This window comes from Pollutimonas subterranea (genome assembly GCF_002849655.1).
Taxonomy (GTDB): domain Bacteria; phylum Pseudomonadota; class Gammaproteobacteria; order Burkholderiales; family Burkholderiaceae_B; genus Pollutimonas; species Pollutimonas subterranea.
This window is the reverse complement of sequence record NZ_PDNW01000002.1, coordinates 195003-221063: the sequence shown is the minus strand read 5'-3', so window position 1 is coordinate 221063 and position 26061 is coordinate 195003. Positions and strand designations below refer to the sequence as shown.

Below are 26061 nucleotides of genomic sequence, written 5' to 3'. Positions count from 1 at the left end.
TATCAGAAAAAATGAGGTTTTATCGTGCTAGAATGGCGGCCTGTTCGGAGACGTGGCCGAGTGGTTGAAGGTACTCCCCTGCTAAGGGAGCATGCGGCTTATACCCGCATCGAGGGTTCGAATCCCTCCGTCTCCGCCAGTATTGAAAAGTCCTTGTAATCCAATGATTACGAGGATTTTTTTTGGGCGTTTCTTACCAGCTTTCCTATCCACGAATCAGGCCAGTCAGCGACTGATGCGTTTTCCCCTGTTGGTCGGAAAGAGCCCAGTTCATTCGCACGCAGCGACTGGCTTTCGCAGGCAGGCCGTGTCATATGCAGCTGGCCACGTCGCTCAACAGGACGTTGGATGACAACGTGGTGCTGCTATCATTTGATAATGATTTCTACGCGTTGGCTCGAAGGCTGCGTTCCCTTGCAGACTGATCAATCAGGCATGGTACCGGGAGTCGCGAATGGCAGTTGAAGTTTTTGTAGCCGTTGTACCCGCCGGCGAGCCCGACTGGATGATGCAACGCCTGACGTGTGCCGAGCATGCGCGGGCAGGACGCTTTGTTCACGCGGTGGACCGGCGAGCCTATGTGGCCAGTCACGCGCTGCTGCGCGTCGCATTGGACCACGTCGCGGGCAGGTTCGAACAATGGAGGTTCGACGTCGACGCTCTCGGCAAACCCCACGTTCTTAGCCCCGTCGCACAGCCGTTCTTCAGTTTGTCGCACACACGCGGTCGCGTCGCAGTAGTGGTTTCCCGCCGAGGTCCGGTAGGCGTTGATGTCGAAGTGGTCGACCGCGTACATGCCTTGTCCGATATGGATGAGGCCTGGTTGTCGGCTGGGGAACGGCTTGCTCTAACGTCGGCCTTGGACAAGGACCAGGGTGCGCAGCGGTTGGCGTGGTGGGTGGCCAAAGAGGCACTGGTCAAGGCGGTGGGTCTGGGGCTTCGCCAGCCTCTTTGCGAGCTGGAGCTACCGGTATTTTCATGGACCGATGGGGCTTTCGGATGGCTGTCGCCGTGCGGGTTGCCCGCCGCAGAGGCTTGGATTCCGGCCGTGCACCTCCCGGCGGCTTTCGGGCCGAGTGGGTCCGCGTCCTGGCCGCTACGGGTGTTTCGTGACGAGAATTTTTGCCTGGGGCTGGCCGTTCACAGGCCCGCAGCAGGCGAACCGGCGCCCGCCGTTATCATGCACGAATCGTCCCTGACGGCGGATGGCCCGGTTTTTACAGCCATCCGGCATGAGAGTTGAGTCCGTTGATTAGGGCGTCTCGGGCGCTTTGGTGACCAGCAATTGCGCCAGCGCATCGGGCGTGGGCGAGGCGAACAAGTCGATCAGTGTTGCATCCAGGCCGGTTGTCTCTTTGACCCGGCTAATCAGTTGCATGGCCAGCAGGGAGTGTCCGCCCAGATCGAAAAAATTGCCATGGGGCCCGCAAACAGGTTCGTTCAGTACTTCGCAGAATAGGTCCTCCAGAACGGGGCAAAGATCGGCAGGGCCGGCAAGAGCTTGCGCGACTGGAGCTGTCACGCTTGAAACAGGCCGGTCGGTGCTGTCAATGTTGGGTCCGGCGAGTTCGTCTGAAAACCATGTGCCGCTGCGGGCAACGAGCGCCGTCAGATCATTGACTGCAATGGCTACGCGGGTGAGCGGGGTGGGCAAGACGCGTCGGACGGCGGCGGGGCCTTCATCATGCAAAAGGCCGGACTCCGCACTCAAGGCCTGCAACCCTGCCCGCTGACGGGCGGCGACTGTCATGCCGACCTCCACCCAATCATCCCAGTTTATGGTGACGGCACGCCAGGGATGGCGTTGCACTAGTGCGGCAGCCGCCGTGTCCAGATACGCGTTGGCAGCACTGTATGCCACTTGACCAAATTTGGCGGCGGGAAGAAAGGACCCCAATGTCGAGCACAGCACCATGAAGTCCAGGGGCAGACCCGTCAGGGCGCTTTCAATGCCGTGCAGTCCAATGATTTTCGGCGCCAGTACGCTGTCAATCGAGCCGGCACTGCGACGAGCCATGACGCCGCCATAGTCGGCCAGCCCGGCCGCGTGTATGACTCCGTTGATCGGGCCGAAGGCGTTTTGCCAGTTCGTCAGGGTATCGGTAGTGGACTGCTCGTCGGCCAGCTCGAGCGTCAGCTGGCTGATCTTCGCGCCCAGCGCCTGTAATTGCCGGCAAAGCATGTCAGGCAGGGGCGTGCGATGGGTTGCGAGCAGCAAATGCGGTGTGTCGGCGTGGCGAGCAAGGTCCAGAGCAAAAGCCTGGCCGACCCCGCCCGCAGCTCCCGTGATCAGGACAGTTCCTCCAGCCCGCAAGGGCCAGGGCTGTGCCGGGGGCATGTGGCAGCGCGCCACTTCTTCGTTCCAGTATTGGCCTTGGCGGTAGGCCAGGAACTGCCCCGTTCTTTCAGTGTTCAGCCATTCCTGCATCTGCCGGGCCACCAGAACGGGATCGGGCGAGACCAGGTCCAGTCCGGCGAACAGGTGTTCCGGGAACTCATGGGCCAACACTCTGAACCCGGCGATCAGCGCCGTATTCGCCGGGCACAGGGGCTCGCTGCCCTGTACGGCAGCGCCGCTCATCGTGACCAGGTCGATGCGCATCGGCTTGGGGTGGCAAGCCAGGATGGCGTCGCGTACGGTCAGCAGCGTAGTGCGCAACTGCGTCATGATGGCCAGTGCCGACTGTCCGCCTGCAGGGGGCATCAGTACAACAAGCTGCGTGCGCGCTTCGCCGGGCACGGCCAGCAAGGCCTCGGCTGATGTCGCTACTCTGACCTCGCGTCCTGATTGCCTGAGGACTTGCGCTACCGGGTTGGCAAGTGCCATTGCCGAGCTGTAAATCAACAAAGGACCCGAGGCGTCCGCGCAGGTTACCGGTGATCGGCGAACCCAGAGCGGCGTGTAAAACCAGTGGTCAGGCGATGGTTTTTCTTTGGGCGGTGTTGCCTCCGTATCCGGTGCCGCCGGTATTGATACCGCCTTTGGCCGGAATACTTGGCGCGCCCACGAATAGCCGGGCAGGGCAATACGCTTTCCAGGCTGGGTATTGAACGCGCTCCAATCCACTTCAATACCGCTTTCCCAAAGCTGCGCAACGCTTTGGATGTGGGCGGGCGCATGCTCTGGCGCCGAACTTGTCCCGGACCGCGAGGCGGCATCCAGGCTGGGGCAGGCGGGCAAGCCCTTGCTGCGTGCCAGCATGGTCAGGACCCTGCCCGGACCCGCTTCAATCGCAAGACCGGCGCCTTTGTCCTGCAGTGTTTGCAAGCCCTGCGCAAAGCGCACGGGCGCCAGCATGTGTTCGGCCCAATAGTCGGGCGATACGGCTTGTTCCGGTGTGATCCAGGTTCCGGTCAGGTTGGACACGAATTTGCCGGTGGGTGGATTCAGGACCCGGGTGCTCAGAAAGGCGCGCAGAGCATCGGCTGCAGGTTGCATGGATCGCGAGTGGAATGCGTGCGAGGTGCAAAGCCGTTGCGCGGGCAGCAGCTGTTGGGCCAGCTCGGCTGCAAGCGTATCGATGGCGTCAACGGGGCCTGATATGATCGCCTGACGCGGGCCGTTGATGGCTGCCAGATCAAGTGCCGGGTGGCGTAAGAGCAGGGCCTCCATAGCGGGTCCCTCTTGCGTGATGGCGAGCATGGCTCCGTGGGGCATGGCTGCCATCAGGCGAGCACGCTCGGCCACGATGCTCAATGCGTCCTCCGGCGAAAATACGCCCGCCAGACAAGCGGCAGTGTATTCGCCCAGCGAGTGGCCTAACATGAGGTCGGCCTTGATACCCAGCGATGCCCACCACTGGGCGCAGGCCAGACTGATGGCCAGGATGGCGGGTTGTGCTACGCGGGTGTCTTGCCAGAATCCGGAATCGAGGGCGGAATCATTGAGTGTATCGATCAACGAGAGGTTCAACAACGGGCGCAGCAGGTCGGACAGGGCTGCCAGATGTTCCCTGAAGGCTGGGTATTGGGCCGATAGCGCAGCCCCCATACCCGGATGCTGAACCCCCTGGCCCGGCAATAGCAAAGCAATCTTCGGTGGGCGGCGTGTAGTGCCTGAGCCTAAGGTTACGGTATCCGTAACAGTCCCGGGCAATAGCTGGATCAGACCGCTTGTCTTATCGGCGATAAGCGCTATACGCGCCTTCATTGCCGTACGGCCTTGCTGCAGCGTGGTGGCGATGTCGGCTAAAGCAAGCGGTGTGGGTGAATGCCGCAAATGGTCTTCAAGCTTCTTGAGGACAACCGCCAGCTGACCGGGGACCGACGCCGATACCGGGACGACTTGCCAGTTGTCGTTCACAGTCTGTATTGCCTGCCGGCAAGGGGCTTGCTCGAGCAGGACGTGGGCGTTGGTGCCCCCGATGCCGAACGAGCTGACCCCCGCGCGCAGTGGGCGCCCGGGGGGCGATAGTGTCGAGCCTACGCGGGCGATCTCGAACCAAGGCTGTGGCCCGGGATCCAGCTTAGGATTTAATCGGTCTGCGTGCAGGCTGGCGGGAAGGAACTGATGGTGCAGGCTTAGAGTAGCTTTGATCAGCCCGGCAATGCCGGCAGCGGCGTCGGCATGCCCGATATTGCTCTTGACGGAACCAATCAGCAAGGGACGGCTGCGTCCTTTGGCATAAGCCTTGCCAAGGGCGGTGATCTCCACTGGATCGCCCAGCGCAGTGCCTGTGCCATGCGCTTCGACCAGGTCAACTTCGTCGCTGCGCAACCCGGCATCCGAAAGGGCTTGCTGAATGGCTTTGGCCTGGCCTTCAATGCCGGGCGCGGCAAAACTCATCTTGCGAGCGCCGTCATTACTGACGCCAACGCCCCGTATGGTGGCGTAAATGCGATTTCCGTCCTCCAGTGCTTTCTCAAGCGGCTTGAGCAGCACCACACCCATCCCCGCTGCGGGAACCGTGCCCGCAGCATCGGCTGAAAAGGAACGACAATGGCCATCGGGCGAGAGGATCATTCCGGGTTCGTAAACGTAGCCGGACGGGTCGGGGAAACTCAACGAGACACCGCCGGCCAGCGCCATGTCGCAGCGCCCGGCACGCAAGGCATCGACCGCTTGGGCGACCGCGACCAAGGAGGTGGAGCACGCCGATTGGACGGTGACCGCGGGGCCGCTGAGGTTCAGGCGGTAGGCGACCTGTGTTGCCAGGAAGTCTTTGTCATTGGCGGTAATGGCATGAAAACCCGCCGGGCCACCGAGGGTTTCGCCGCCTGGCACCAGGACTTCGCGCAACCAGGTATTGTGACTGCAGCCGGCGAATACGCCAATGTTGCCGCCAGGAATTTCAGCGGCGTCTTCAAAGGCATTCCAGGCGCCTTCCAGAAATAGCCGGTGCTGCGGGTCAAGCAGGAGCGCATCGCGAGCCCCAATGCCAAAAAAGGCGGCGTCGAACTGGTCGCTGTCGGGGATGACGCCGCATCGCGGCACAAAGTGGCTTTGACCGGCTTGCAAGGTATCGCCAGACAGATCGGATTCGAACTCGGTGATGCCTTCGCGGCCTTCGCGCAGCAGAGTCCAGAAAGCCTCGGCGGAATCGGCACCAGGAAGACGACAGGCCATGCCGACGATGGCGATGGAGTCGGAGTCGACTTCGGGCACGCCGGGCTCTGCTGTCTGTTGCGTGGCCAGCCACTGGGCTAGCGCGTATATCGTGACATGTTCAAACAGAATGCGGGTGGGCACTTTGATGTTGAAGGTATTGCGCAGCATGGGCTGCATTTTGACCAGCAATAGCGACTGTCCTCCCAGATCAAAAAAGTTACCGTGCCAGTCGACTCTGGGCAGTTTCAGCAGTTCGGCCCAGATGGACTCCAATTTTTGGGCAATCGTTCTGGCCCGGTCTGTGCTGTCCGTTTGAACCGGGGCTTCAATTGCGTAGGCACCATCAGCGGGCATCGGCAGTGCTGCCCAGTCGATTTTGCCGTTGGGTGTGAGCGGTATCTGCTGCAGGGCCTGGATGACAGCGGGCACCAGGTGAGAAGGCAGACGTCTGGACAAGTCGTCGCGCAGTCGTTGCGTATCGATGGTTAGACCCGCCCGGGGAAGTACCCAGGCCAGCAGGACCGGCTCGGCGTCGACACGGGGCGACAGTCCGACCAGGGCTTTGTCGATAGGACCAAGTTGTTCCAGCTGGCGTTCGATTTCGCCGGGCTCGACACGAAAGCCACGTACTTTCAATTGCCGGTCGATACGGCCGTAAAAAGTGAGCTCGCCGTTGTGCCCGACATGCACCCGGTCGCCGGAGTGATAGACCCGATTGCCGGGTTCAGTGCTCCAGGAATCCGGTTTGAAGCGTTCAGCCGTCAGCTCGGCTCGATGCAGATAGCCCAGCCCGACCCCGTCTCCGCCAATGAGCAGCTCGCCTTCGCCGCCTGGAGGGACCAGTTGGCCGTCCGGGTCAATGACGTAGGCCCGCGTATGAGCCGCCGGTTTGCCGATGGGAATGTGCAAGGTTCGGCCCGTGACTTCATGGAGGCTGGAACATACCGAGGTTTCGCTGGGCCCGTAACAGTTGAACAGTCGCCGACCGTCCGCCCATTTTTCCACCACGACATCGGGGCAGGCTTCGCCCGCTACCATCAGTATGCGCAGCGACGGCAAGGCCCGTGGGGGCAGCGTGGCCATCAGGGACGGCGGCAAGGTAGCTATTGTGATGCGTTCGTGCTCGATGGTGTCGAGCAATTCTTCACCAAACCGGACCGCAACCGGGTCTGGGACGTGCAAGGTGGCGCCTGACCCTAGGGCCATGAAGATTTCCCAAATGGACGCGTCAAAGGACAAGGCGGCGAATTGCAGCACTCGGTCTGTCGCCTTTGGGCACAGATGGTATTGCTGGATGCGCATCATGTTGGCCAGCCCGCCATGGTGCGTGATCGCCCCCTTGGGCTGGCCGGTCGAGCCTGATGTGTAGATCAGATAGGCCGGGCTTGTGGGGGAAATTTCGGGCCGATGCGTAACGACAGGCTGAGTCGTATCGGGCATCTGGTCAATAAATAAGGCTCTGATAGGGAGGGGTGACGGTAGGCGATCCGTAAGGGCCGATTCGGTGAGCAGCCATCTGGCCTGACTGTCTTGCAGCATGAAAGCAATGCGCTCGGCGGGGTAGGCGGCATCGATGGGGACAGCCATCGCCCCTGATTTCATGACACCGAGCAAAGCCGCGATGGCGCGGGCGCCGCGCGGCAAAAGAATGGCAACGGGTTCGCCCGTGACTACGCCTGAGTCGCGCAGCGCCTGGCACAGTTGATCAGCGGCACACGACAGAGCTCGATAGCTGAAGCAGCCTTCCAGGGCCTGAACCGCGGGATGTTCGGGAGTGGCATCCACCCATTGATCGAATCGTTCCAACACGTCCGGTGCCGATAGCTCGCTGTCAGGACCCGTGGCCAACGCAATCCGCTTGTTCAGCGCGATATCGGTATAGATAGACAAGTCGCGTACGAGTGACGGCGCATCATGTGTCATGGCCCGCAGAAGCTGATGCCAGTGGTTCAGTACATCGCGCCCCAGCGCGTCGGAAATACGTGTGCTGTCCCAGGCTAGACTCATCGCGGCGTCCTCACCCGTCGTGACGATGGCGGTGAGGGCGAAGTTGGTTTGCTCCCGCACGTCGCATACCTGAATGGTCAGATCGCTTGCCGCCAGGGTTGTGGGGCGCGGGTAGTTCTGTACCAGCAGCAAGGTGTCAAAGAGGGGGCAGGCCGGGTCGTGCCGCGCCGTTTGCAGGATTTCTTCAAGTCCCACGAAGGCGTGGTCAGTCCGTTCGAACGACTGTTGCCGTAGGTTGGCCAGCAGAGTAGAAAGCGGCATATCCGGCTGTATGTCGGCGATGACCGGCACGGTATTGATGGTCATGCCGACCAAGGCGTCAGCGTTGTTGAACTCGGGTGGGCGGTGGGCGAGTGTGATCCCGAAGACCACCGTGTCGATAGACCGGTATCGGCGCAGCAGCATGGCCCATGACGCCTGAATCAATACGCCCAGCGGCACGCCATGTCGACGACACACGGAGGCCAGGGCGTCGCGTATGGCCGGATCCAGTGCAATCCCGGCGTCGTGCAGCGCTCTCTGCGCGGGTGGGGCAAGGCCAACGGTATCGCGTTGAGCCATCAGCGTTGGGGCAACATTGGCCAGCGCCTGTTTCCACCACAGTAATGCACCCGCCGCATTAAGGCGATGCCAGCGGTGAACAAAGGCGTGCCAGTCGGGTGGGCTGGGCCAGTCGGGTACGGTGCCCTCGAGGCTGGCGGTATACGCGCTCAGGCAGTCCTGCATCAAAATGGATACAGACCAGCCATCGAGTATCAGGTGGTGACTGCTCCAGATCCAATCATGCCGATCTTGCGCTTGTTTGATCAAATGCATGCGCATCAACGGCGCCTGGTCCAGCACGAAGCCTTTCTGGCGGTCGGCTTGCATCAGCGTTTGTAGTTCTCGGCGCGACTCGGGTTCATCCAGCGTCGTCCAATCATAGAGCTGCCACGACAGCGCGAGACCGGATTCGATGTATTGGCACGGTTCATCGTTGTCATCGAATCCGAAGGCGCATCGCAGGGCTCCGTGGCGATCCAGTAGCAAAGCCCAAGCGGTTTTCAGCGCATCGAGGTTCAGGGGCCCGTCAAGCCTGAAATGAAGCTGGTCGAAATACGTTTGCGGTTCATGCAGGCTGTGCAGCAAAATCCCGCGCTGCAGGGGGGTGACCGGGATATGGGGCAAGGCCCCCGCGGCACGGACTTCATTGTTAGCGACGTCGGCCTGGCCGCCAACGCTGCGCTGGTAACCGGTCTCGGCGGCAATCCGGTTCAGCGCTCTTTCGATGTTGGCCATCAGTGAGGCTGCGGCTTGCTTGCTGCCGTGCCCATCGGCGTAATTCAGTGCCACGCGCAACTGGCCGGCGACAACGCCCGCATTAAGCTCAATGCGGTGGCTCCGCGCGAGATCCGGGGCGATGGTCGGGCCCGTGTCGGCATCAACTGGCTGGAACGGACCCTGGGCCCAGCCGTCGAGAATGCCGACGTAATTCAACAGAGCATCGGCTTCAGGCAAGCCAGCTAGCAGGCGGACTGTTTCGGGGTTATTCCCGTAGCGCAACAAGCCATAACTAAGACCTTCGTGTGGGACGTCTGCCAGTCTCGCTTTAACGGCTTGGGCCATGGTCTGAGCATTCCGACCTGTCTGCAGACTTAATGGAATGACCGAGGTGAACCAGCCGACAGTTTCGGAAATATCCAGGTCATCCAGGGGGGAGGCGCGACCATTGCGTTCGAGATCCACGCGCAAGACTACGCTCTCGTCTGCCGCATGGGCCAGAGCAAGGGCTGTCAGCAGCGTTTCGTCCATGCGCAGCCCCCACACGGCAGGAACCTTGCGCAGCAGATGTTGCGTCAGTTCGGTGCTGAGGGCCAGTTGATGAACTCGGGCGTCCGCTTCGATGCCGGGCTTGGCGGGCAGACCCGGGGCCAGTGGGGTCGGGCGGGCCGACAGGCTTTTTATCCAAAAGGGCAGCGACGCGCGTACATCGGGGTCGAGGCTGAAGTCTTGTAGAGCCAAAGCCCAGCGCCGCCATGGTGAACCGTGGCGACGCAGCGGTGACGCATCCAGCCGGTCCGCAGCCTCATAAGCGTTCTGCAGGTCGCGCAGCACGACCTGCCACGACAGGACATCGATGCACAAGTGATGAACCGTCAACATTAATTGTTTATCGGCGGGCAGGGCCACGGCCGAAACATTAATGCCGGTGGACGGATCAAGCCGGCCTTGTGCCTCAGCCAGATGCCTCTGCCGCAGGGTGGCCCAGGCTGAGTCGGCCACATCGTCAGGTCGTGTCACCACGCTGAACAGAGGGGCTGGCCGAGTGGTCGGGATGTGGTAGCTCACCTCACCATCAGGCGCCGTCGCGACATGGAGGCCGAAAATTTCGTGGCAGTGAACGACGGCGCTCAGTGCTTGCTGAAGCCGGGGCAGGTCAACTGGGTCGGGCAGAGCAATGACAACAGCCTGGTTGAACTGACGCCATGCCCCTTTCATTTCCGACTTGAACCACGAAAGAATGGGCGTGGCCCACACAGACCCGCAACTCTGCGCATCGTGCGAGGCTTTGGCGGTTTCAGTCGTCTGTTGCGCAATAGCGCGCACCGTCTGATATTCAAAGACGGTCTTGGCAGACAGGTCAACGCCCGCGCGGCGCGCGCGCGAGATTACCTGCAGGCTGCTGATCGAGTCGCCGCCCAGGTCAAAAAAATTGTCCTCTGGACCGACCGGGCTGCGTTGCAGAACCTCACTGAACAGCTGGGCGATCAGACGTTCCCGGCCAGAATTCAAGCGGGTATCGGACGGCGGCCTCGGCTGTTGCGCAGCCCGTGCGGCCAGAGCCTTGTAGTCGGTTTTTCCTTGCGCCGTACGGGGCAGGCTGGGTAGTGCAATGATCTGTTCCGGCATCAGCACGTCTGGCAGCCGGTTTTGCAGCGCGGCTTTGATGGCCGCGGCCGCAGGCGCCGCATGGCCTGTGACAAAGGCCCACAGGCTGTGGCGTTGCCCGACCGGAATGGCCAGTGCGGCAGCCTCGCTGATGCCCGAAATCCGGGTCAAGGCGTGTTCAAGCGTGGCTGGCTCTACGCGGATGCCGCGAATCTTGATTTGCCGGTCACGGCGCCCCAGGCACCATAGCCGTCCATTCAGATCCATCCGGCCGTAGTCGCCGGTATGCAATTCAGTGATGGGGGCGCGGCCTGATATAGGGTGGACTTCGCCCGTTGAAGACAGCATCAACGCCTGGCCGCGAACGCGGATTTCACCCAGACATAGCGCAGGCAGCGGTTGGTTGTCTGGCCCGACTACAGCCAATTCGGTATTTTGAACGGCTTCGGCAAGAGGCATGGTGGACCAGTGTCCGGGCACGTCGTCCACCTGCATAAAGCCGGCCGAAATGGTGGTTTCAGTCAAGCCATAAGCGCACAACAGGCGGCAATGGGCGGCGTGTGTTCGCCAGATGCGTGCAGCGGCCGCCTGAACCGCTTCGCTGCCGGTGATGAGCAGTCTGAGTGTTGTCGGCACAGGAGTACCGGCTGCGATCAGTTCATGCACCCAGGTGTGCCAGAAGGCTGCCGGTAAATTGGCGACGGTAATGCGCTTGTCTTCCAGGGCCTGATGGAAGGCTTCGAGATCGCCGGTGTACCCGGTTGCCAGTTGCACAAGACTTGAGCCGGATAACAAGGCCGGAATCACCTCTTCGAGCAGGACATCGAAGGCAGGCGCGGCAAACTGCAAGACCCGGTCTGTCGCATCCAGTTCGAAGCGACGGCTGCAATCCAGCGCATGGTTCAGTAAGCTGGCGTGACTGATGAATACGGCTTTGGGTGTGCCGGTTGTACCGGAAGTGAAGCAGGCATAGGCCGGCTCTTCCTTGAACGCGCCCATATCGGTTCGAGCGTGGACACCGGATGAATGCGCGTGCCGCAGGGCATCCCAGGTGAGCACCTTGCAGCTATCGGCTGCCAGGCCGGCAAGGTCGGGGCTATCAGTGCCAATGAGCACGATATTTGCGCCCGCCAGCGTTGCACGCTCCGCGATGACGTCATGCGGCCCATCGGTGGGCAGGAAAACAGCACAGGCTCCCAACCGCCAAACCGCCAGCAGCGCCGGTACCAGTTCGGTCAGGCGCGGCAGGCACAGGCTGACGCGTGTGTACGGCGCGACGCCGGCGGCCTCGAGAGCGTCGGAAGTGTGTGCAATGTTCCACAGTAGTTCCTTGCATGAAAGCGTTTGGCCGGCATCCTGCAGCATGGGCCGCTCGGGCGCCAAACCGTTCAGAGTTTCAAGGATGAGGGTGTCAACGGTATGCGGCGGCAACGCCAGTCGCGGCCCCTTCCAGCAAGCCAGTTGGTGGCTTGCCGACGGCTTTTGTGCGGCGCCTTGTGGCTGGGCCGCCGCGCGGCATAAGGCTATGAACTGTTGCAGAAATTCCAGGGCAGTTTCGGCGTGGAAGAGTTCGGGGTCGTATTCCAGATGCGCGACGTAAGGGGTCTGCGGGTCTGTCGTGCGCTCCACGCTGAGGTTCAGATCGACCTCCGGCGCCAATGGCGCCGTCGACAGAGCCTCGATGTCGATGTCGGGCAGCGTGGGCATGGCCAGCGGCTGTGCCTGCAGCACGAACATTGCCTGGAACAAGGCGTTGCGGTTCAGATGCCGGCGCGGGTTCAGTGTGCTGACGATCTGATCGAGCGTGACTGCCGGCTGACCCAGGGTGTTCAGAAGGGTTTGCTTGACCTGACTGACTCGCGTCGCGAGATCATCGTTCAGGCCTGGCTTCAGTCGCAGCGGCAAGGTGTTGACCAGAAACCCGACCATCTGCTGGTCTTCCCGGGTTTTGCGTATGGAGACCGGGCAGCCGATCACCAGGTCTTCCTCGCCGCTCCAGCGTTGCAGCAGTTGCACGTAGAGGGCCAGATAGGTCATGAAAGGTGTGGCCCCTAGCGATTTACTGAGTGCCGTCAGGTCGGCATCTTCCGTCAAAGGCAGGCTGATCGTCGCACCGCGCCGACCTCGCTCGGGTGGGCGCGGGTGATCGAAGGGTAAGGCCAGTTCGGCCGGGGCGCCTTCCAGAGCCGCACGCCACCACTCCAATGCCTCGGGCGCATTTGCCGGCTCCGCCTGACGGGCCAGCAAGCGCTCGGTGAATTGTGCGGCGGACGGAAGGCCGATTCCGCGTACGGAAGTGAAACAGTCGTTGATCAGTATCGCCATGGAGGAGCGGTCGGCGATCAGATGATGAATGAGGAACGTCAGTTGGTAGTGTTCAGCACGCGGCTGCAGCATTGCGCGAAATAGGGTGCCGGGCGGCAGTGCGCGCGGCGTGTCGGCCTCGCACATTTCAAGTTCGGAAGAGGTATCCGCCAATTCCAGCCAGGCCTTGTTATCGTGCTCCACCAGTCGAGCCGACAAAATGGCATGGCGTTCAACCGTAAGGCGTACTGCCTTTTGCCAGACGGTAGGGTCGACTGCGCCGCGCAGCAGGAAGGAGGCTTGCAGCACAAAACCCTGGCTGTTCTGGCTGAGCTTGTCGATGAACCACAGCCGTGTTTGTTCTGCGTTCAGGGGGAGGCGGACCGTAGAGGGAAGCCCTGCTTTATCGTGAGCCAGTCGTTCGAGGAATGTGGATGAGGACGGCTTCTGCATTATGAGTCTCTGATTACGCATTGATCTGCTCGAGCAGATAGTTCGCCAGTTCGTCGAGGGTGGGATGCCCGAAAATCTCACCGATGGACAGCGTGAGGCCGGTCGCCTGTTCGAGGCGTTCGTGGAGCTTGACCATCAGCATCGAGTGACCGCCGTAGTCGAAAAAACTCCGGTCGTATTCGATCTCGTCGCGATCCAGCAACTCACACCAGCAGGCATAAAGGAATTCGATCAGATCGTCGCGATCTTCAAGGCGGACTGCACTTGCTTGTACTGAGGGCAGTGCCGCGGATGCTGGTTCAACCAGCGCCGCCCAGTCGGTTTTGCCGTTTGCGTTCAACGGCAACTCTGCAATGAAGACCCAGCGTGCGGGTACATACGCCGCTGGCAATCGATCTTGCAACCAGCGCCGCAGGGTCTCTTCCGAAGGTCTTGCGGCCGTTGCGGATACTATCCAGGCGACGATCAGGTTTTCGGCTTCGGCCGCGCCGGGCGCGGTGCCCGAGTCCAGCGTCGGCCGTGAGGCGATGGCGGCCTGGCTGACCGCGGGGTGCTGGCGCAATATGATCTCGATCTCTTCCGGATCAATTCTTTGGCCCCGGATCTTGAACTGCCGGTCCAGTCGCCCCAGCAACCAGACTTGCCCACTTTCGTCCATCCAGGCCCGGTCGCCGGTGAGGTATGCGCGGCACGGCTCTCCAAACAGGGATGTTGTGCCAAACGCCTTGGATAAGGATTGGGCATGGCCGTGATAGCCCTGAGCCACTTGCGGCCCCGCAATCAGGAGCTCGCCGGGCATCCCGAATAGCAGCGGCCGACCCGACGAATCTACAATGGCGAGCCGATTACCCGCCACAGCAGTGCCCAGGCTGCCCGGAGCATGCGCGGCTCGATAAGGCATTAAGCTGGCTGTCACCGTGGTTTCGGTTGGGCCATACACAATAAATAGCTTTCGATTCTGCGACCAGGCATCCAGGGTGACGGCTGGGCAGATTTCGCCGCCTACGGCCACCATTTCCAGAGACGGGTGAGCTTGTGCCTGGGTGCCATTTAAAACGGCCGCCGGTGCCTGTAAGTGTGTAATGCCCCAGGCATCAATCGCATGACTCAGCGTGCTGCCCGGCATGACTGAGTGCTGGGGCAGGGTGACCAGCGAGGCGCCAGAGCACCAACTCATGGCAATGTCCGACAGAGCAACGTCGAAAGCGGGGGAGACCAGCTGCAAGATGGTGCTGCTGGATTTCAGTTCGTAATGGCTTGCCAGGCTGCTGCCCAAGCGGATCAGGGCATCATGGCATATCGGCACGCCTTTTGGCCGACCGCTGGATCCCGATGTGTAGACGAGCGCCGCCACCGGGTTGGGCGGGGCCGCCGCCGCGTCGCTGTCTGCTGTGTTGGCGCCCATATCGGCCCCGATGCCGTTGGCCCAAAGCAGTTGTGCCCCGCTGTCCCCGATGATGAAGTCAGCCCGTTCGGCTGGCCATTGCGGGTCGATGATGACAGCGGTCGAGCCGGTTTGCCAGATTGCCAGCAACGAAGCCAGCCAATTGGCTGAGCGCTCCATGCACAGGGCAACGACGCCGGGTGCCGGATGTGCCCGACGCATCATCCGGGCGATATCCTGGGCACGCGTCCACAACTGCGCGCCCGTCAGTGTCGTTGTGGCGTCGGCGGCCAGACGGACATCCGGGCAGGACGCGGCCAGGCCTGCCAGCAAGATATCCAGCCGGCTGGCGGGAATGGGCCGGGCTGATTCCTGCGCAACGGACACGGCTTCCTGTGCGGACTGGTCTCCCACCACGGCAAGTGCAAGGTCTGCTGCGGTAGTCGGCGGCCGTGCCGGCTGATTCAGCGCCAGAAGGGTTTGCAGAACCCGGACCAGGCGTTGGGCAAATTCGTGAGGCACCCGCTGACTGTCATATTCCAGCCCGAAGTCGGTGCCGCCCTGGCGTCCCCGTCTGATGGTCAGGGCAAGATCGACGCGAGCCCCCCTCGCGGTGGCCTGGCCCAGGCAGGCAATGTCCAAACCCGGTATCGTCACGTTCCAATCAAAGTCCTGTTCCGGCACGACCATCGCCTGCAGGTCGTCGCTGCGGTCGTCGAGCCCCTTCCATCCCTGTTCTTGCAGCCAGAATGCAGGGATGTCCCGAAATGACAGGGCCTCCAGAAGTTGCCGCTGTGCGGCGTTTACAGCGGCCGGACCAGGTTTTTGGCCCGAGAGATCGAAGCGCCCCAGTACGGTGTTGGCAAGAAATGCAATGCTGTTTTCGAGGTGGGGATCGTGCCGGCCCGCTTCGGGAAAACCGATGAGGATCGGCCGATCAAGCGTGTTGAATTGCTGCAAAGCGCCAGCCAACGCACACAGCCCAAGTACGAACGGGGTAACCCCTTTCGAGTCTTTGGCGTGGAGGGGCGCTTGCGAGAGGACCGGTAAGCTGGCCAGTGGGCCGCCGCGTGTTGTGCCGCGTCCGGTCGACGGGCAGCGCGGGCAGGCTCCGCCCGTCACGTAGTCCCGATAGGCGGGCAGTGCCTGGGCCAATGTCGTCAGGCGGGCGTGCTGGGCAGTGGCGATTTCGCCGATGCCGGTAAGCAGGTCGCATGGCGCCTCGGCCTGCCCGCAGATGGCGGCGTAATGGCGGGCCAGATCACGCATCAATCGTTCGCTTGACCAGCCATCGATCATGGCATGGTGGGCGGTCATGAACAAATACAGCTTATCGGCAGTTGCAACGCAGATCTCAACCCGAAATAGCGGTTCGCCATTGAGCACGAAGGGTATTCCCGCCAAGGTGTCCCGGTGGCGGGCGGCGGTTTCGTCGTTCATGGACGGCGTTTCACGCCGGGTGACCAGCAAGGGGGTACCGGGCGGCCAAATGTGTTGGGCCCACTGGCCGCAGGAATGCTTTAACCGCGTGCGCAGGGCGGCGTGCCGATTGGCCAAATGTTGCAAAGCCTCTTGCAAGGTATTGGCATCGGGTGACCCGGCGTAGCGGTAGGCGATGGCCAGGTTATAGGCGGTACGCTTGGGGTTGTTCGTGTATTCGCGGACCAGCCATTGCTGGTTGAATGTCAGGGGAGCTTGCACCGGCGCATGGCCGGTTGGGACTGTTTCTTCTTTTGGTGTTGCCTGTGCGGTTTGAGCGGGCGGATGATCCGCGCGTGCCTGATGGATGCGCGCCGCAATGCCTGCCAGTGTGGGGGTTTCGAACAGCCAGCGCGCATCAGCCGGCAGACCCAGTGCCAAGCGTACCCGGTTCATGGCCATGATGGCCTTGAGTGAACTGCCTCCTTGTTCAAAGAAATGCGCGTGGCGATCGTCAATAGTGCAATCGAGCAGCTCAGACCACTGTTGTGCCAGCAGGAGCTCGATGTCGCCCTTCGGAGCCTCGTGGCCGGCAAGCGCAGTTGAGGCCGGTGTCAGTGCAGTCTGTCGAGCCGCTGCCAAAATACCTGCGTCGTCCACCTTCCCCGTGGGTCCGGCTGGTAGCGCATCCATCCAGAGCAGCCGCTGGGGAATGGCCGAGCTGGGTAGAAGATCGCACAGGCGGCTGCGCAGCGTGCAGTCATCGGCAGGCGGCCTGCCGACGATGGCAGCCAGCAATCGGGGAGGTGTTGTCTGTGTATCCATTACGACGCGGCAGCGCGAAATGCCCGCAAGTGACGCCAGCGCGGCTTCGATTTCGGCTGCGTCGACCCGTACACCTTCAAGCTTGAGTTGCCGGTCGCTGCGGCCGAGCAGCAGCAGCGGCCCGTGAGGAATCTTGATGGCGGTGTCACCGCTCAGGAAGGCCCGTTGGCCGCCGAAAGCGGGCAGCGATCGAAATCGCTTTTCGGTCAGCACGGGATCATCCAGATAGTGGTTGGCCAACGCGATTCCACTGATGGCGAGTTCGCCGGGGAAACCGTCGGTCACGCGATCGCCGTTGCGATCGACGACCGCGATCGCAACACCGGGCAGCGCTTCGCCAATATCACAGTATGCCGCTAATGGAGGCTTTATTTCAGCCCAGGTGGCGTCGGCCGTGACTTCGGACGCCCCATAGATGTTGATGAGGCGGCAGGTTGGCACGGCAAGGGCAAACGATCTGGCCAGCGCCGGGGCAAGCGGTTCACCACTGCAGGCGCATAGACGCAGGTATTGCAGGCCGGCTGAGTCGCCATGGGCAAGCAGCGCTTCCAATAAAGTCGGTACCAGCACCAGCCGGGTGACCCGGTGCTGTTGCATAAGGCTCGCCAGTGCCGGCGGGTCAGCCGCGGTCTCATCGGACGCGATAACCAGCGGGATTCCCGCACATAATGGGCCGAGCATTTCGGCATAGATGTCTACAAACCCGGACGAAGTCTTCAGGCAGGCGACATCGTCGTGTGCTGGCGGGAAAGCTGAGGCGTACCATGCCAGCCGATTGACCAGCGCCCGCTGGGTGCAGACCACCCCCTTGGGGGTGCCCGTGGATCCTGAGGTAAAGGCAATGAATGCGTCGTCGGGTAAAGGGAAGGCCGGTTCGAATACGGTATGGGGGACGGCTTGAGGCGATGACGTGTCGAGCGTATGGACGATGGCGGTAGCCGGGTCAATCGGGGGAGCCGCGTCGGGCCGGACTATCAGCAGCGCGGGACGCGCGCTTGAAAGAATCTGACGCTGGCGCTGTGCGGGATGATTGGGATCAAGCAGCATCATGATCCCACCGGTTTTAAGACAGGCCAGTACGGCAACGACCAGGTCAATCGACCGAGGCAGCCACACGCCGACCCTGCAGCCGGATGAAAACGCGGTGTGCTCGCGCAATGCGTGCGCCAGCAGGTCGACGTGTTTCGTCAACTCGTCGTAACTAATCGTACGGCTACCGGACATCAGCGCAGGAGCTAGCGGAGTTTTTTTCGCCTGCTGCATGAACAGTTCGATGGCGGCGTCTGCCGGCAGCAGCGGTGGCGCTGCCGCGAACTGGGTGTCCGGCACAGTTTCGCAATGCGCAGCCGTGTGCGTGTCTGATACCGGATCCTGCAACGCAATCAGCGCGGCAGAGATTTCCCGCTGCCACGCCTGCGCCAGCAGCTGCGTAAACCCGGCTGGAAACGAATCGGCGCGGCATTCGATGTTTACCGTAAAACCCTCGTCTTCAAGAATTTCGAATACCAGATCGGCGCGGGCAACTGGCAATGGCGCGGGTATGATTTCCATCCCTTGCGCCGAGAGCGGCGGCAGCACATTGAACATGACTTGCGTCAGCGGAGCCTTGCCGGGCCGGCGTTCCGGTCGCACGGCCTCGACGATCTGGTGCAGGCCCAGTTCGGCATGCGCCATGTCTTTCGAGGCATGGGTTTGAATATGGCGCAGGGCCTGAATGAAGGTAAGGGATGTTGCCGGGTCGCAACGCAGGGGGAGCAGATCGCTCAGGCTGCCAGCCAGCGTTTCGGTACCCGGACGATCACGGTGGGCGATGGTGGTGGCAACGACCACTTCCTCGTCCAGAGTCAGGCTTTGCAGCAAACGTACGAAGGCAGTCAGGAAAAAAAAGTACGGCGTGGTCTTGATCTTGCGACTAGCGGTTCTCAAGACCGCAGTCTGTCCGGGGTCGATCGATACGCGGAAACGCTCGCAGGCGAATTCGGTCGGTACAGCCGATGCTGCAGCGGCCAGGCGGATAGGCGGCGAAAAAAAAATGGACGCACCCTGAAGCCGCTCGCGCCAGTAGGCTCGCAAGGTGTCCGTACGGGTTGCGGAGCGCTGCCGTTCCGCCTGGCTTGCGTGGCGTGGTTGCATCGGCGGGGTGTCCGCCAGGGGCAGGTTCTGAAGCAAGCCCGCAAACTCCCGTATCAGCACTTGCAGGCCAAACCAGTCGCACACGGCGTGGTGCATCAGCCAGATGATGCCTCGGCAATCGCCATCTGCGTCAACAATGGGATGCACGCGCCAGCTTTCGTTGCTTGACAGAGAGGGGCTATGAGTATGCAGCAGCTGCGTGAGGGCCGTTTCGTCGGGCTCGTCCATGATCGGCGCGGGCACAAAGGTTTTTTCGGTCAGAACCCTCGCGTAGAGCTGATCATCTTTGGGTTCATAGATGGTGCGCAAGGTTTCATGGCGGTCTACCAATGCCTGGATGGCCTGTTCGACTTGTGGCATTGCGTGCGCTTGTTCAAGCCTCAGCCATACGCCCAGTCCATTAAGGCGTTCATCGCCTTCCAGGCACTCCTGAAGCCACAGGCGCTGCACGGCAGCCGGGGCGGGCCATGACGCATCAAGGGTTTCCCGCAGGGACCTTGCCGAACCTTTGTCAAGCAAACCTTTTTCCTGCAGAGCAGCTTTTAGCGCTTCGTGGTGGTGAGCAAAGATTCTTTTCATGAGTCAAGGGCTCCGACGCCAGCGTTGGCGCCGTCAAGCATTTGATCCAAGTGGGCAATGACCGTCGCAAACAGTTCGGGCTCGTCAACCTGAATACGCAGATAGCCGGCCAGCCCATTGGCGGTCGGGTGCTGAAAAACGGCTGCTGCCGGCACATCGGTGAAGAACCACTCTGAAAGCTGCGCGGCCAGACGGCTCGCGCTGATCGAATCGCCACCAATCAGGAAGAAATCGTCATGGACATCGATGGTGGCTTGATCCAGCGCCAGGGCAATGAAACCGGCGATGCACGTTGCGGCCGGATCAAGGCCGGCGCTTGCTGTTGACGCGTGCAGAATGGGCAGCCAGTGCAGGTGGCCTTGTCCGTCCGGCGCGCAAATGGCGCCACCGCGCAGAGCATGAATGGCCGGTTCAAGAAGCGGCGTCAATGCTTGAGGCACACGCCAGGCATGGAGCGGATGACGATCATTCAGACCGATACTGAATACGCCGCCCGGATGATGCAGGGCCCATGTCAAAACGCGGCGCCCTATTGCCGGGCTGATGACAAGCAGACCGTCGTTGGCAAGCAGTGAGGGACTCGTGCGATTGTGGCTCAGGCCGATATTGTTCCAGGCAGAAAAGGCCAGAACGGTTGGCATGCTGACTGCAGGCAAGCGTTGCGTCAGCGAGATCAGGGCGGACTGTTGTGCCGCGTAACTGCCCAGCCGGCCGCCGGCCATTCCCGTGATCGATGCAATCACGACACACTGCGTACCTGGGCGTGCGCGCAATAGCGTGTCCAACTGTGCCAAACGTCCGTGCGCGACGGCGAGGCTGCGCTGAAATGCGTCGTCTTCCCAGCGTTCGTGACCACCCAGATCAAGCCCCGCCGAATGTATGACCCCGCGCAGCGGCATGGCCATGGCTTGCTCTGCTGCAGCCACTTCAGACAACAGGCTTTCGATGTCGGCGGCGGCGACATAGCGAACCGGGCCATGTGCGGCCTGCGACGCTAACCTTTGCCGCTTGGAATCGGGCAGTGCGTCTTGCGGTGTGGACCCGCAGATCAGCAGACCGGCGCCCAGTTCCTGTAGCGCCTGGGCACATTGATCCCCCACGCCACCCAGGCCGCCGATAAGCAGCCAAAGCCCTGGTGCCGGCTTGAAAGAACTGGTGTCGGGGTCGACGGTATCAAAGTGCTCGATCAGGAAGACGTTCTGGCGCAGGGCGACAATCGGGGCATAGCCGCTGCCTTGCAAGGCTATGGCCGCGGAACCCGGTGCGTTCGGCCGAAGGTCCACCAGAGCCCAGCGCCAGTCCGACGCGGCCAAGTTGAAGCTGTGGATCAGTCCGGGCAGCATGGCGGCTTCCAGGTCCAGGAGGTCTTCAGGGCCAAGGTGCAGGCAAGAGTGGGCGAGCACCTGGATCGGCGCACTGATAGACGGTTGCGCAACCACAGCCCGATTGATGTCCTGCAAAAGGTTGTAGGCCAGGCCTGAAGCACCTGTGCCGGAGGCAAGCAGGGGGCGGATATCAAGCAGCAGCGTCTGGCGTTCGGGGTTGGATTGCAGCGTTTCCAGCACATCGTTAACGCCCGAATCGGCGGTCATGACCAAAATGCGTGTGTTTGCTGCGGGGACAGCGCCCGGTACCGTGGGAGTGGGCAGCTTCACCCAGCGGCGTCGGTGAAGCGCAGCCTGATGTGCAGCAGGCGCGGTTAGCCGTCGGGCGCGTTGAAGCGCTGCGTCATAGTGCCCGCTTTCCAGGCGCTGGCGCAACTCTTTCTTGATGATTTTCCCGATGGGTGTTCTTGGAAATTCGCAGGGCGCCAGCGGAATCACGTAGTGGGTCGCCACGGCATGGGCCGAGCGCAGGATCTCATGCACAGAGGCAAGGACAGCCGACAGGGCCGGTACGTTGCACACGCCGGTCTCGGGGTAGGTTGAAAAGAAAACGGCGATCTGTTCGGTAGACGAGCCTGCGGGCTGGACAGGGGTTACCGCGAGGCATACTGGATCGATACCCGGGATTCTGATCAGGGAGTTTTCAAGCTCATGGGCAAACAGCGTGACGCCCCGCACATTGAGCGTGTCCTTGATTCGCCCTGTGAGGTACAGCTCGCTATTTGCCAGGAAGCCGATGTCGCCGGTATCAAACCACGATGAATTTTCAATACGGGACAAGCTTTCAGGCAGCCCGAAGTAGCGCGTCAGCAGTTGGGACGATTCGATCTGTATATTGCCCAGTTCACCTTCGGTGAGGGGCTGGTTATGGTCGTTGGTAATGCGAATCCGGCAGCCTGGTACGGGAGGTCCCATGCTGGTGAAAGCACCGATGGTATTGCCCAATTGGCCCATGGTGATGGCAGAGCAGGTTTCCGACATACCGAACGAAGGAATCATTGCGGCAGGGTCAAGCCCGTGCCGCTCCAGATCGTGAAGACTGGACAGCAAGGCCTGTTCATTGACGGCCTCACCCCCATTGAAGATGCGACGCAGGCTGGTCAGGTCGTAGCGGATCTTTGTGGCCCGGGCGGCGCGGGCCAGCAGTTCGTAAACGAAATTGGGAGACCAGGTAATGCTGATTTTTTCGTCGTTGATCAGTTGCAGCCAGCGTTCGGGCTGCCCCAGCACATAAGCGGTGTCGGCGTGAACCTGCCTGACCCGCAAGATGGCTGCAGCCAGAAAGACGAACACCATGGCGCCGACATGATCGCGTGGCATCCAGTTCAACATGACGTCATCGGGTCCGGCTTGGCAGTTTTGTTGCAGCACGCCCGCCACCATGCCCAGGATCGCGCGATGGCTTTGCATGACGCCTTTGGGCACGCCGGTGCTGCCCGAAGTGAGGATGATGAGCGCGGTGTCATGCGGGTCGGCACAATGGACGCGAGCCTGGGCGGCCGGTGCCTGTCGCAGCGCTTCGAGCGTTAGCAGGCGGCGGACCTGGATTGCGGGCAGATGCGCCCGCTGTGCCGCCGCTTGGGCATCGAGCAATAGGGGAGCATTGTTCAGTACTGCACAGACGGCTTCCAGACGGTGATACGCGGCAGAATCCGCCTGGGGATCCGGCAATTCGATGGCGCTCGCGTATATGCCTCCCAGAATCGAAGCCCATAAACCCGTCAAAAGGACGTCGGCCTTGTTGGAGGCGACCAGGAGCGTGTCGCCGGCCTTCAGGCCCGATTGCTGCAGTCCGGCCAGTACGCGCAGCGCTTCGTGCTGCAGGGCGGCGTAAGGGATACGGGTGATTTGCCCGTCGGGCTGGTAAATGACCGCTTGCGCGTCCGAAGTGGCGGCACGCGTCAAGGCTTCTACGCAATCGCGGGGAAAGCCCTCCGGCCAATGCTGCGGACCGCCGTCGCTCAATGCCGGAATCTTGCCGCGCGAGCGGCCGATTATTGATGGCAACGGCTTGGTGGAGTCGCTCGCCGCGGTATCGGCGGGGCTGTCATGGCCGGGTATTGCGACAAGGCTGCCTATTGGAGACTGCATGACCAGCCGAGCAGTGGGATCGCTGGTTTCCCGCCGTACGGTGGCCTCGGCGTGTTCGAGCGCCGCAGGCGTCCAGACGGGAAGAGTGGCGGTTTCATGAGGCGTTGGAGCCTGTGTGACGGCGAGCAATTGCACGCCTGGACCCACCCATTGAGGCGGGTTTGCGCTCAGGGCCAGGCTGCCTGGGCCGCTCAGCCAGAAAACCGTTTTGTCTTGCCCATGGATTTTGACGGTGGCGGCAGTGACGGCATGGATGCCCGGCTGCTGTTCCAGCCGTGCTTGCAATAGCGATGCATTGACGCTTCCCGGCCTGTCAGCAGACGTGTTCGGGCTGAACATGGGAATTACCTTTGTTGCGAATGAGCCGCCGGGTAGCGATGGCCAGGGCCATCGTCTTTATAGCCCCGCATCGGGCCGGGAATAGGCGGCATGTTTGGTGTCGTGCTGCTTGAAGCCGGCTGCTGGGTTTGAACTCCGGCTTTGTTCGGTGAAGTTTTGTCGGGGCCCGTACTGACGGCAGATGCTGGGTCGTCGATGCCGGCCGGACCGCCTGCAGGGGCGGTCTTGTCAGTGGCGTCGAAAATGACCGGCAGCCCGCTTTCGCTGTTGCCGAAGATCACAATTTTGCTGTTGGGCGACTTGGCCAGTTCCAGGCTGGCTTCAATGCCGCGCCACTTCAGATAGCTGTCGGATATGGCGGGTGCGATGGTTTCCTGGAACTTCCGGATTCCGTCGGCTTCGATGGCTTTGCGTTGAGACTCGAGTTCTTCACGCTCGACGATGAAGCGGTATTCTTCAACAATTTGTCCCTGTTCGAGTTTGTTTTCAATGGCCTGCCTGATTTGCGGCGGCAGTTCGACCCTGAGGATAAGTACGTCGGTGAGTTCCAGAACGTCGTTCGGGTCATGCCTGCCGGGCGCTTCAGGGGCAATGCCGTTTTCAATCGATGCGCTGGTGATCAGCTCATACAAGGCATCCTGGACTTCGCTGCGTTTTTCTGTGAAGAGCGCTTCTGCGGAATAAAGTGCCACGACGCGGCGGGCGGCCCAGCCGATTTTCGGAGCCAGCAGTTTTTCGACGTAAGCGGGCCCCAGGGTCTGGTTCAGCAATACGATCTTGTCACGCAACAACCGCCAGCGGATGGTAAATGAAATATTGAAATGCAGACCGTCCTTGGAAACGACCTGAAAGTCGTGGTCGCTGGTCTGCAGCCGCAAGTCATAGGTATAGAACTGATCCCACGGCTGGATGAGGTGCACGCCTTCGCGCAGGGGCCCGACCGAGTGCTCATCGCTGATGGGAAACCGGTGCCATAGCACGCTGGTGTGCCCTACTGGCGTGGTTTGCACGACGGAGTCCCACAGCACGATGATCAGGAAGACGAAAATCAGCAGCAGGAACACCAGGGCGGAGGTCAGGCGCCGCAATTTGTGTCGGAGTTTTAAGTTCATGAGGCGTCCGCAGGGGTCATTCTTCCTTCAGACATATGAAAGCGTCGGTCGGCGCAATCAAAATAGCGGTCGTCATGGGTGATGCAGATAATGGCCTTGCCTTGGCGCTTGAGCTCGGGCAGGATTTCGGTATAGAAGGCCAGGCGTGTGGCCGGATCCTGGTCGGCAGCCCACTCGTCCAGCACCAGCACTGGACGTTCTTCGGCCAGAGCCAGAGCCAGGGCCAGTCGTTTCTTCTGGCCAGTCGATAGCGCCTCGGTCTGCAGCGTGCTCAGGTCGTCGGCCAGTTCGTCGCGGATTCCCAGCCGCTTGAGCCAATGGTCGAGCGCCGCCAGCCCGGAGGCTTCAAGGCCATAGGCGCGGGGAAACACGTGGTAATCGGCGAATACACCGGCAAAGAGATTGCAATACCATTGAGGAGCTTGCGCGGGTATTTGCACGCCCCGCGCGGTAATGGTCCCGCCGTCGCGCGGGTACAGTCCGGTAAGCACCCGTAGTGCAGTGGTTTTTCCTGACCCATTGCCCCCGGTAATGAAGATGACTTCACCGGGCTTTAGTTCAAGGCAGATGTCGTCGACCCGAAAGCCCGCAGCGTTCGCTGTTTGAGCCGCCTGGTGCTGGTAGCAAACGCGGCTCAGTTTCAGTCCGTCGAAAGCCGCCGGCGGCGGATCGGTGGCATCCGGGGCGGGGGCGCCGCACTCATCGATACGCTGTTCAAACTGCTGGATATTGTCCAGTGCAAAGCGCGCGATGATGAAGTGCTGGACGCTGTTGGCCAGAGAACCTACTGGCCCGATCAGGAACAGCACAGCCATGACAATGCGGGATATATCTTCGCCGGGGATGTCGGCGAGCATGGGCAGCAGGAACACGACACTGCCCGCCAGTAAATAAGACACCGATGTACCGGTGGTAAGGATCTGGGCCAGGATGTGAGCATTATTGGACCTGCTTGCTGCCATGCTTGCAGATGTTTCGGCCATGTCGCGCTCAAGCTCGACGCGCCGTTGTGTGTTCATGCGCAGCTCTTTGTTGCCCTGTACCAAGGCGGCCGCATAGCTGCGGAAGCGCCGCCCGCTTTCTTCGGTTTCGCGCAGTGTATGATCGAGCTGGCGATTAAGGCTAAGGTAGCCCAGCACCGAGAGTCCGGCTACGACTGCCGTCAGCGCCCCCGCTGCGGGCGACAGGACGAGCAAGTAGGCGTACATGAACGCCAGCATGACGACGCCTTCCAGGCCAGCCACCAGCGGCACGATAGCCTGGGACAATGAGTCGTACGATGCCGCCAGCCCATTGACGACCCGTTCGCCGCGAAGGTGTTCAATGTCGCGCAGCGAAAGATTCAGGGTTTTGCGCACGATGGTTTGCCGACGTGCATGCAGTTCCTGTTCGATCTGGGCGGCTGCGTTGGCCACCAGCATGCGTTGCGAAAATCGGTATACCAGTAGCAGAACGATGAAAAACACCGCGATCAATGTGGAATAGCCTTGGCGTTGGAGCAATTCGGCTTCTGTGTTGAGTAATACAAGAATGCCCGTGCCGGCCGCGGCCGAGAGCACCGCGTAGGCCAGCAGGAAGCCACGGGTGCCTTGTTGCCCCCACATGGTCAGAAAC

6 protein-coding genes and 1 tRNA gene are annotated in these 26061 nt (G+C 61.4%); 2 read left to right on the top strand and 5 right to left on the bottom strand.

The features are described 5' to 3' along the window. Nucleotides 1-46 precede the first annotated feature (46 nt). Nucleotides 47-139 (top strand) — tRNA-Ser (locus tag CR159_RS03445). Between the two features lie 315 nt (nucleotides 140-454). Further along, a complete protein-coding gene (locus CR159_RS03440) occupies nucleotides 455-1243 on the top strand; it encodes a 4'-phosphopantetheinyl transferase family protein (protein WP_102072613.1) in 789 nt (262 codons plus the stop codon). Between the two features lie 9 nt (nucleotides 1244-1252). On the opposite strand, the gene CR159_RS03435 is transcribed toward CR159_RS03440, so the two are convergent. The 5 genes from CR159_RS03435 to CR159_RS03415 are packed head-to-tail and all read right to left on the bottom strand — an operon-like array spanning nucleotide 1253 to nucleotide 26051. Next, nucleotides 1253-13180 (bottom strand): non-ribosomal peptide synthetase/type I polyketide synthase, encoded by an 11928-nt coding sequence (locus tag CR159_RS03435; protein ID WP_158238496.1) that lies wholly within the window; start codon nucleotides 13178-13180, stop codon nucleotides 1253-1255. 13 nt (nucleotides 13181-13193) lie between these two features. Then, nucleotides 13194-19520 (bottom strand): AMP-binding protein, encoded by a 6327-nt coding sequence (locus tag CR159_RS03430; protein WP_102072611.1) that lies wholly within the window; start codon nucleotides 19518-19520, stop codon nucleotides 13194-13196. Further along, nucleotides 19517-23335, bottom strand: a complete 3819-nt coding sequence (locus CR159_RS03425) for an AMP-binding protein (protein WP_102072610.1) — start codon at nucleotides 23333-23335, stop codon at nucleotides 19517-19519. The genes CR159_RS03430 and CR159_RS03425 overlap by 4 nt, the downstream gene beginning before the upstream one ends. A gap of 5 nt (nucleotides 23336-23340) precedes the next feature. Continuing rightward, nucleotides 23341-24447 (bottom strand): prohibitin family protein, encoded by a 1107-nt coding sequence (locus CR159_RS03420; protein ID WP_102072609.1) that lies wholly within the window; start codon nucleotides 24445-24447, stop codon nucleotides 23341-23343. Then, complete coding sequence (locus CR159_RS03415; RefSeq protein ID WP_158238495.1) at nucleotides 24444-26051, bottom strand: cyclic peptide export ABC transporter; 1608 nt, start codon at nucleotides 26049-26051, stop codon at nucleotides 24444-24446. The genes CR159_RS03420 and CR159_RS03415 overlap by 4 nt, the downstream gene beginning before the upstream one ends. Nucleotides 26052-26061 lie beyond the last annotated feature (10 nt).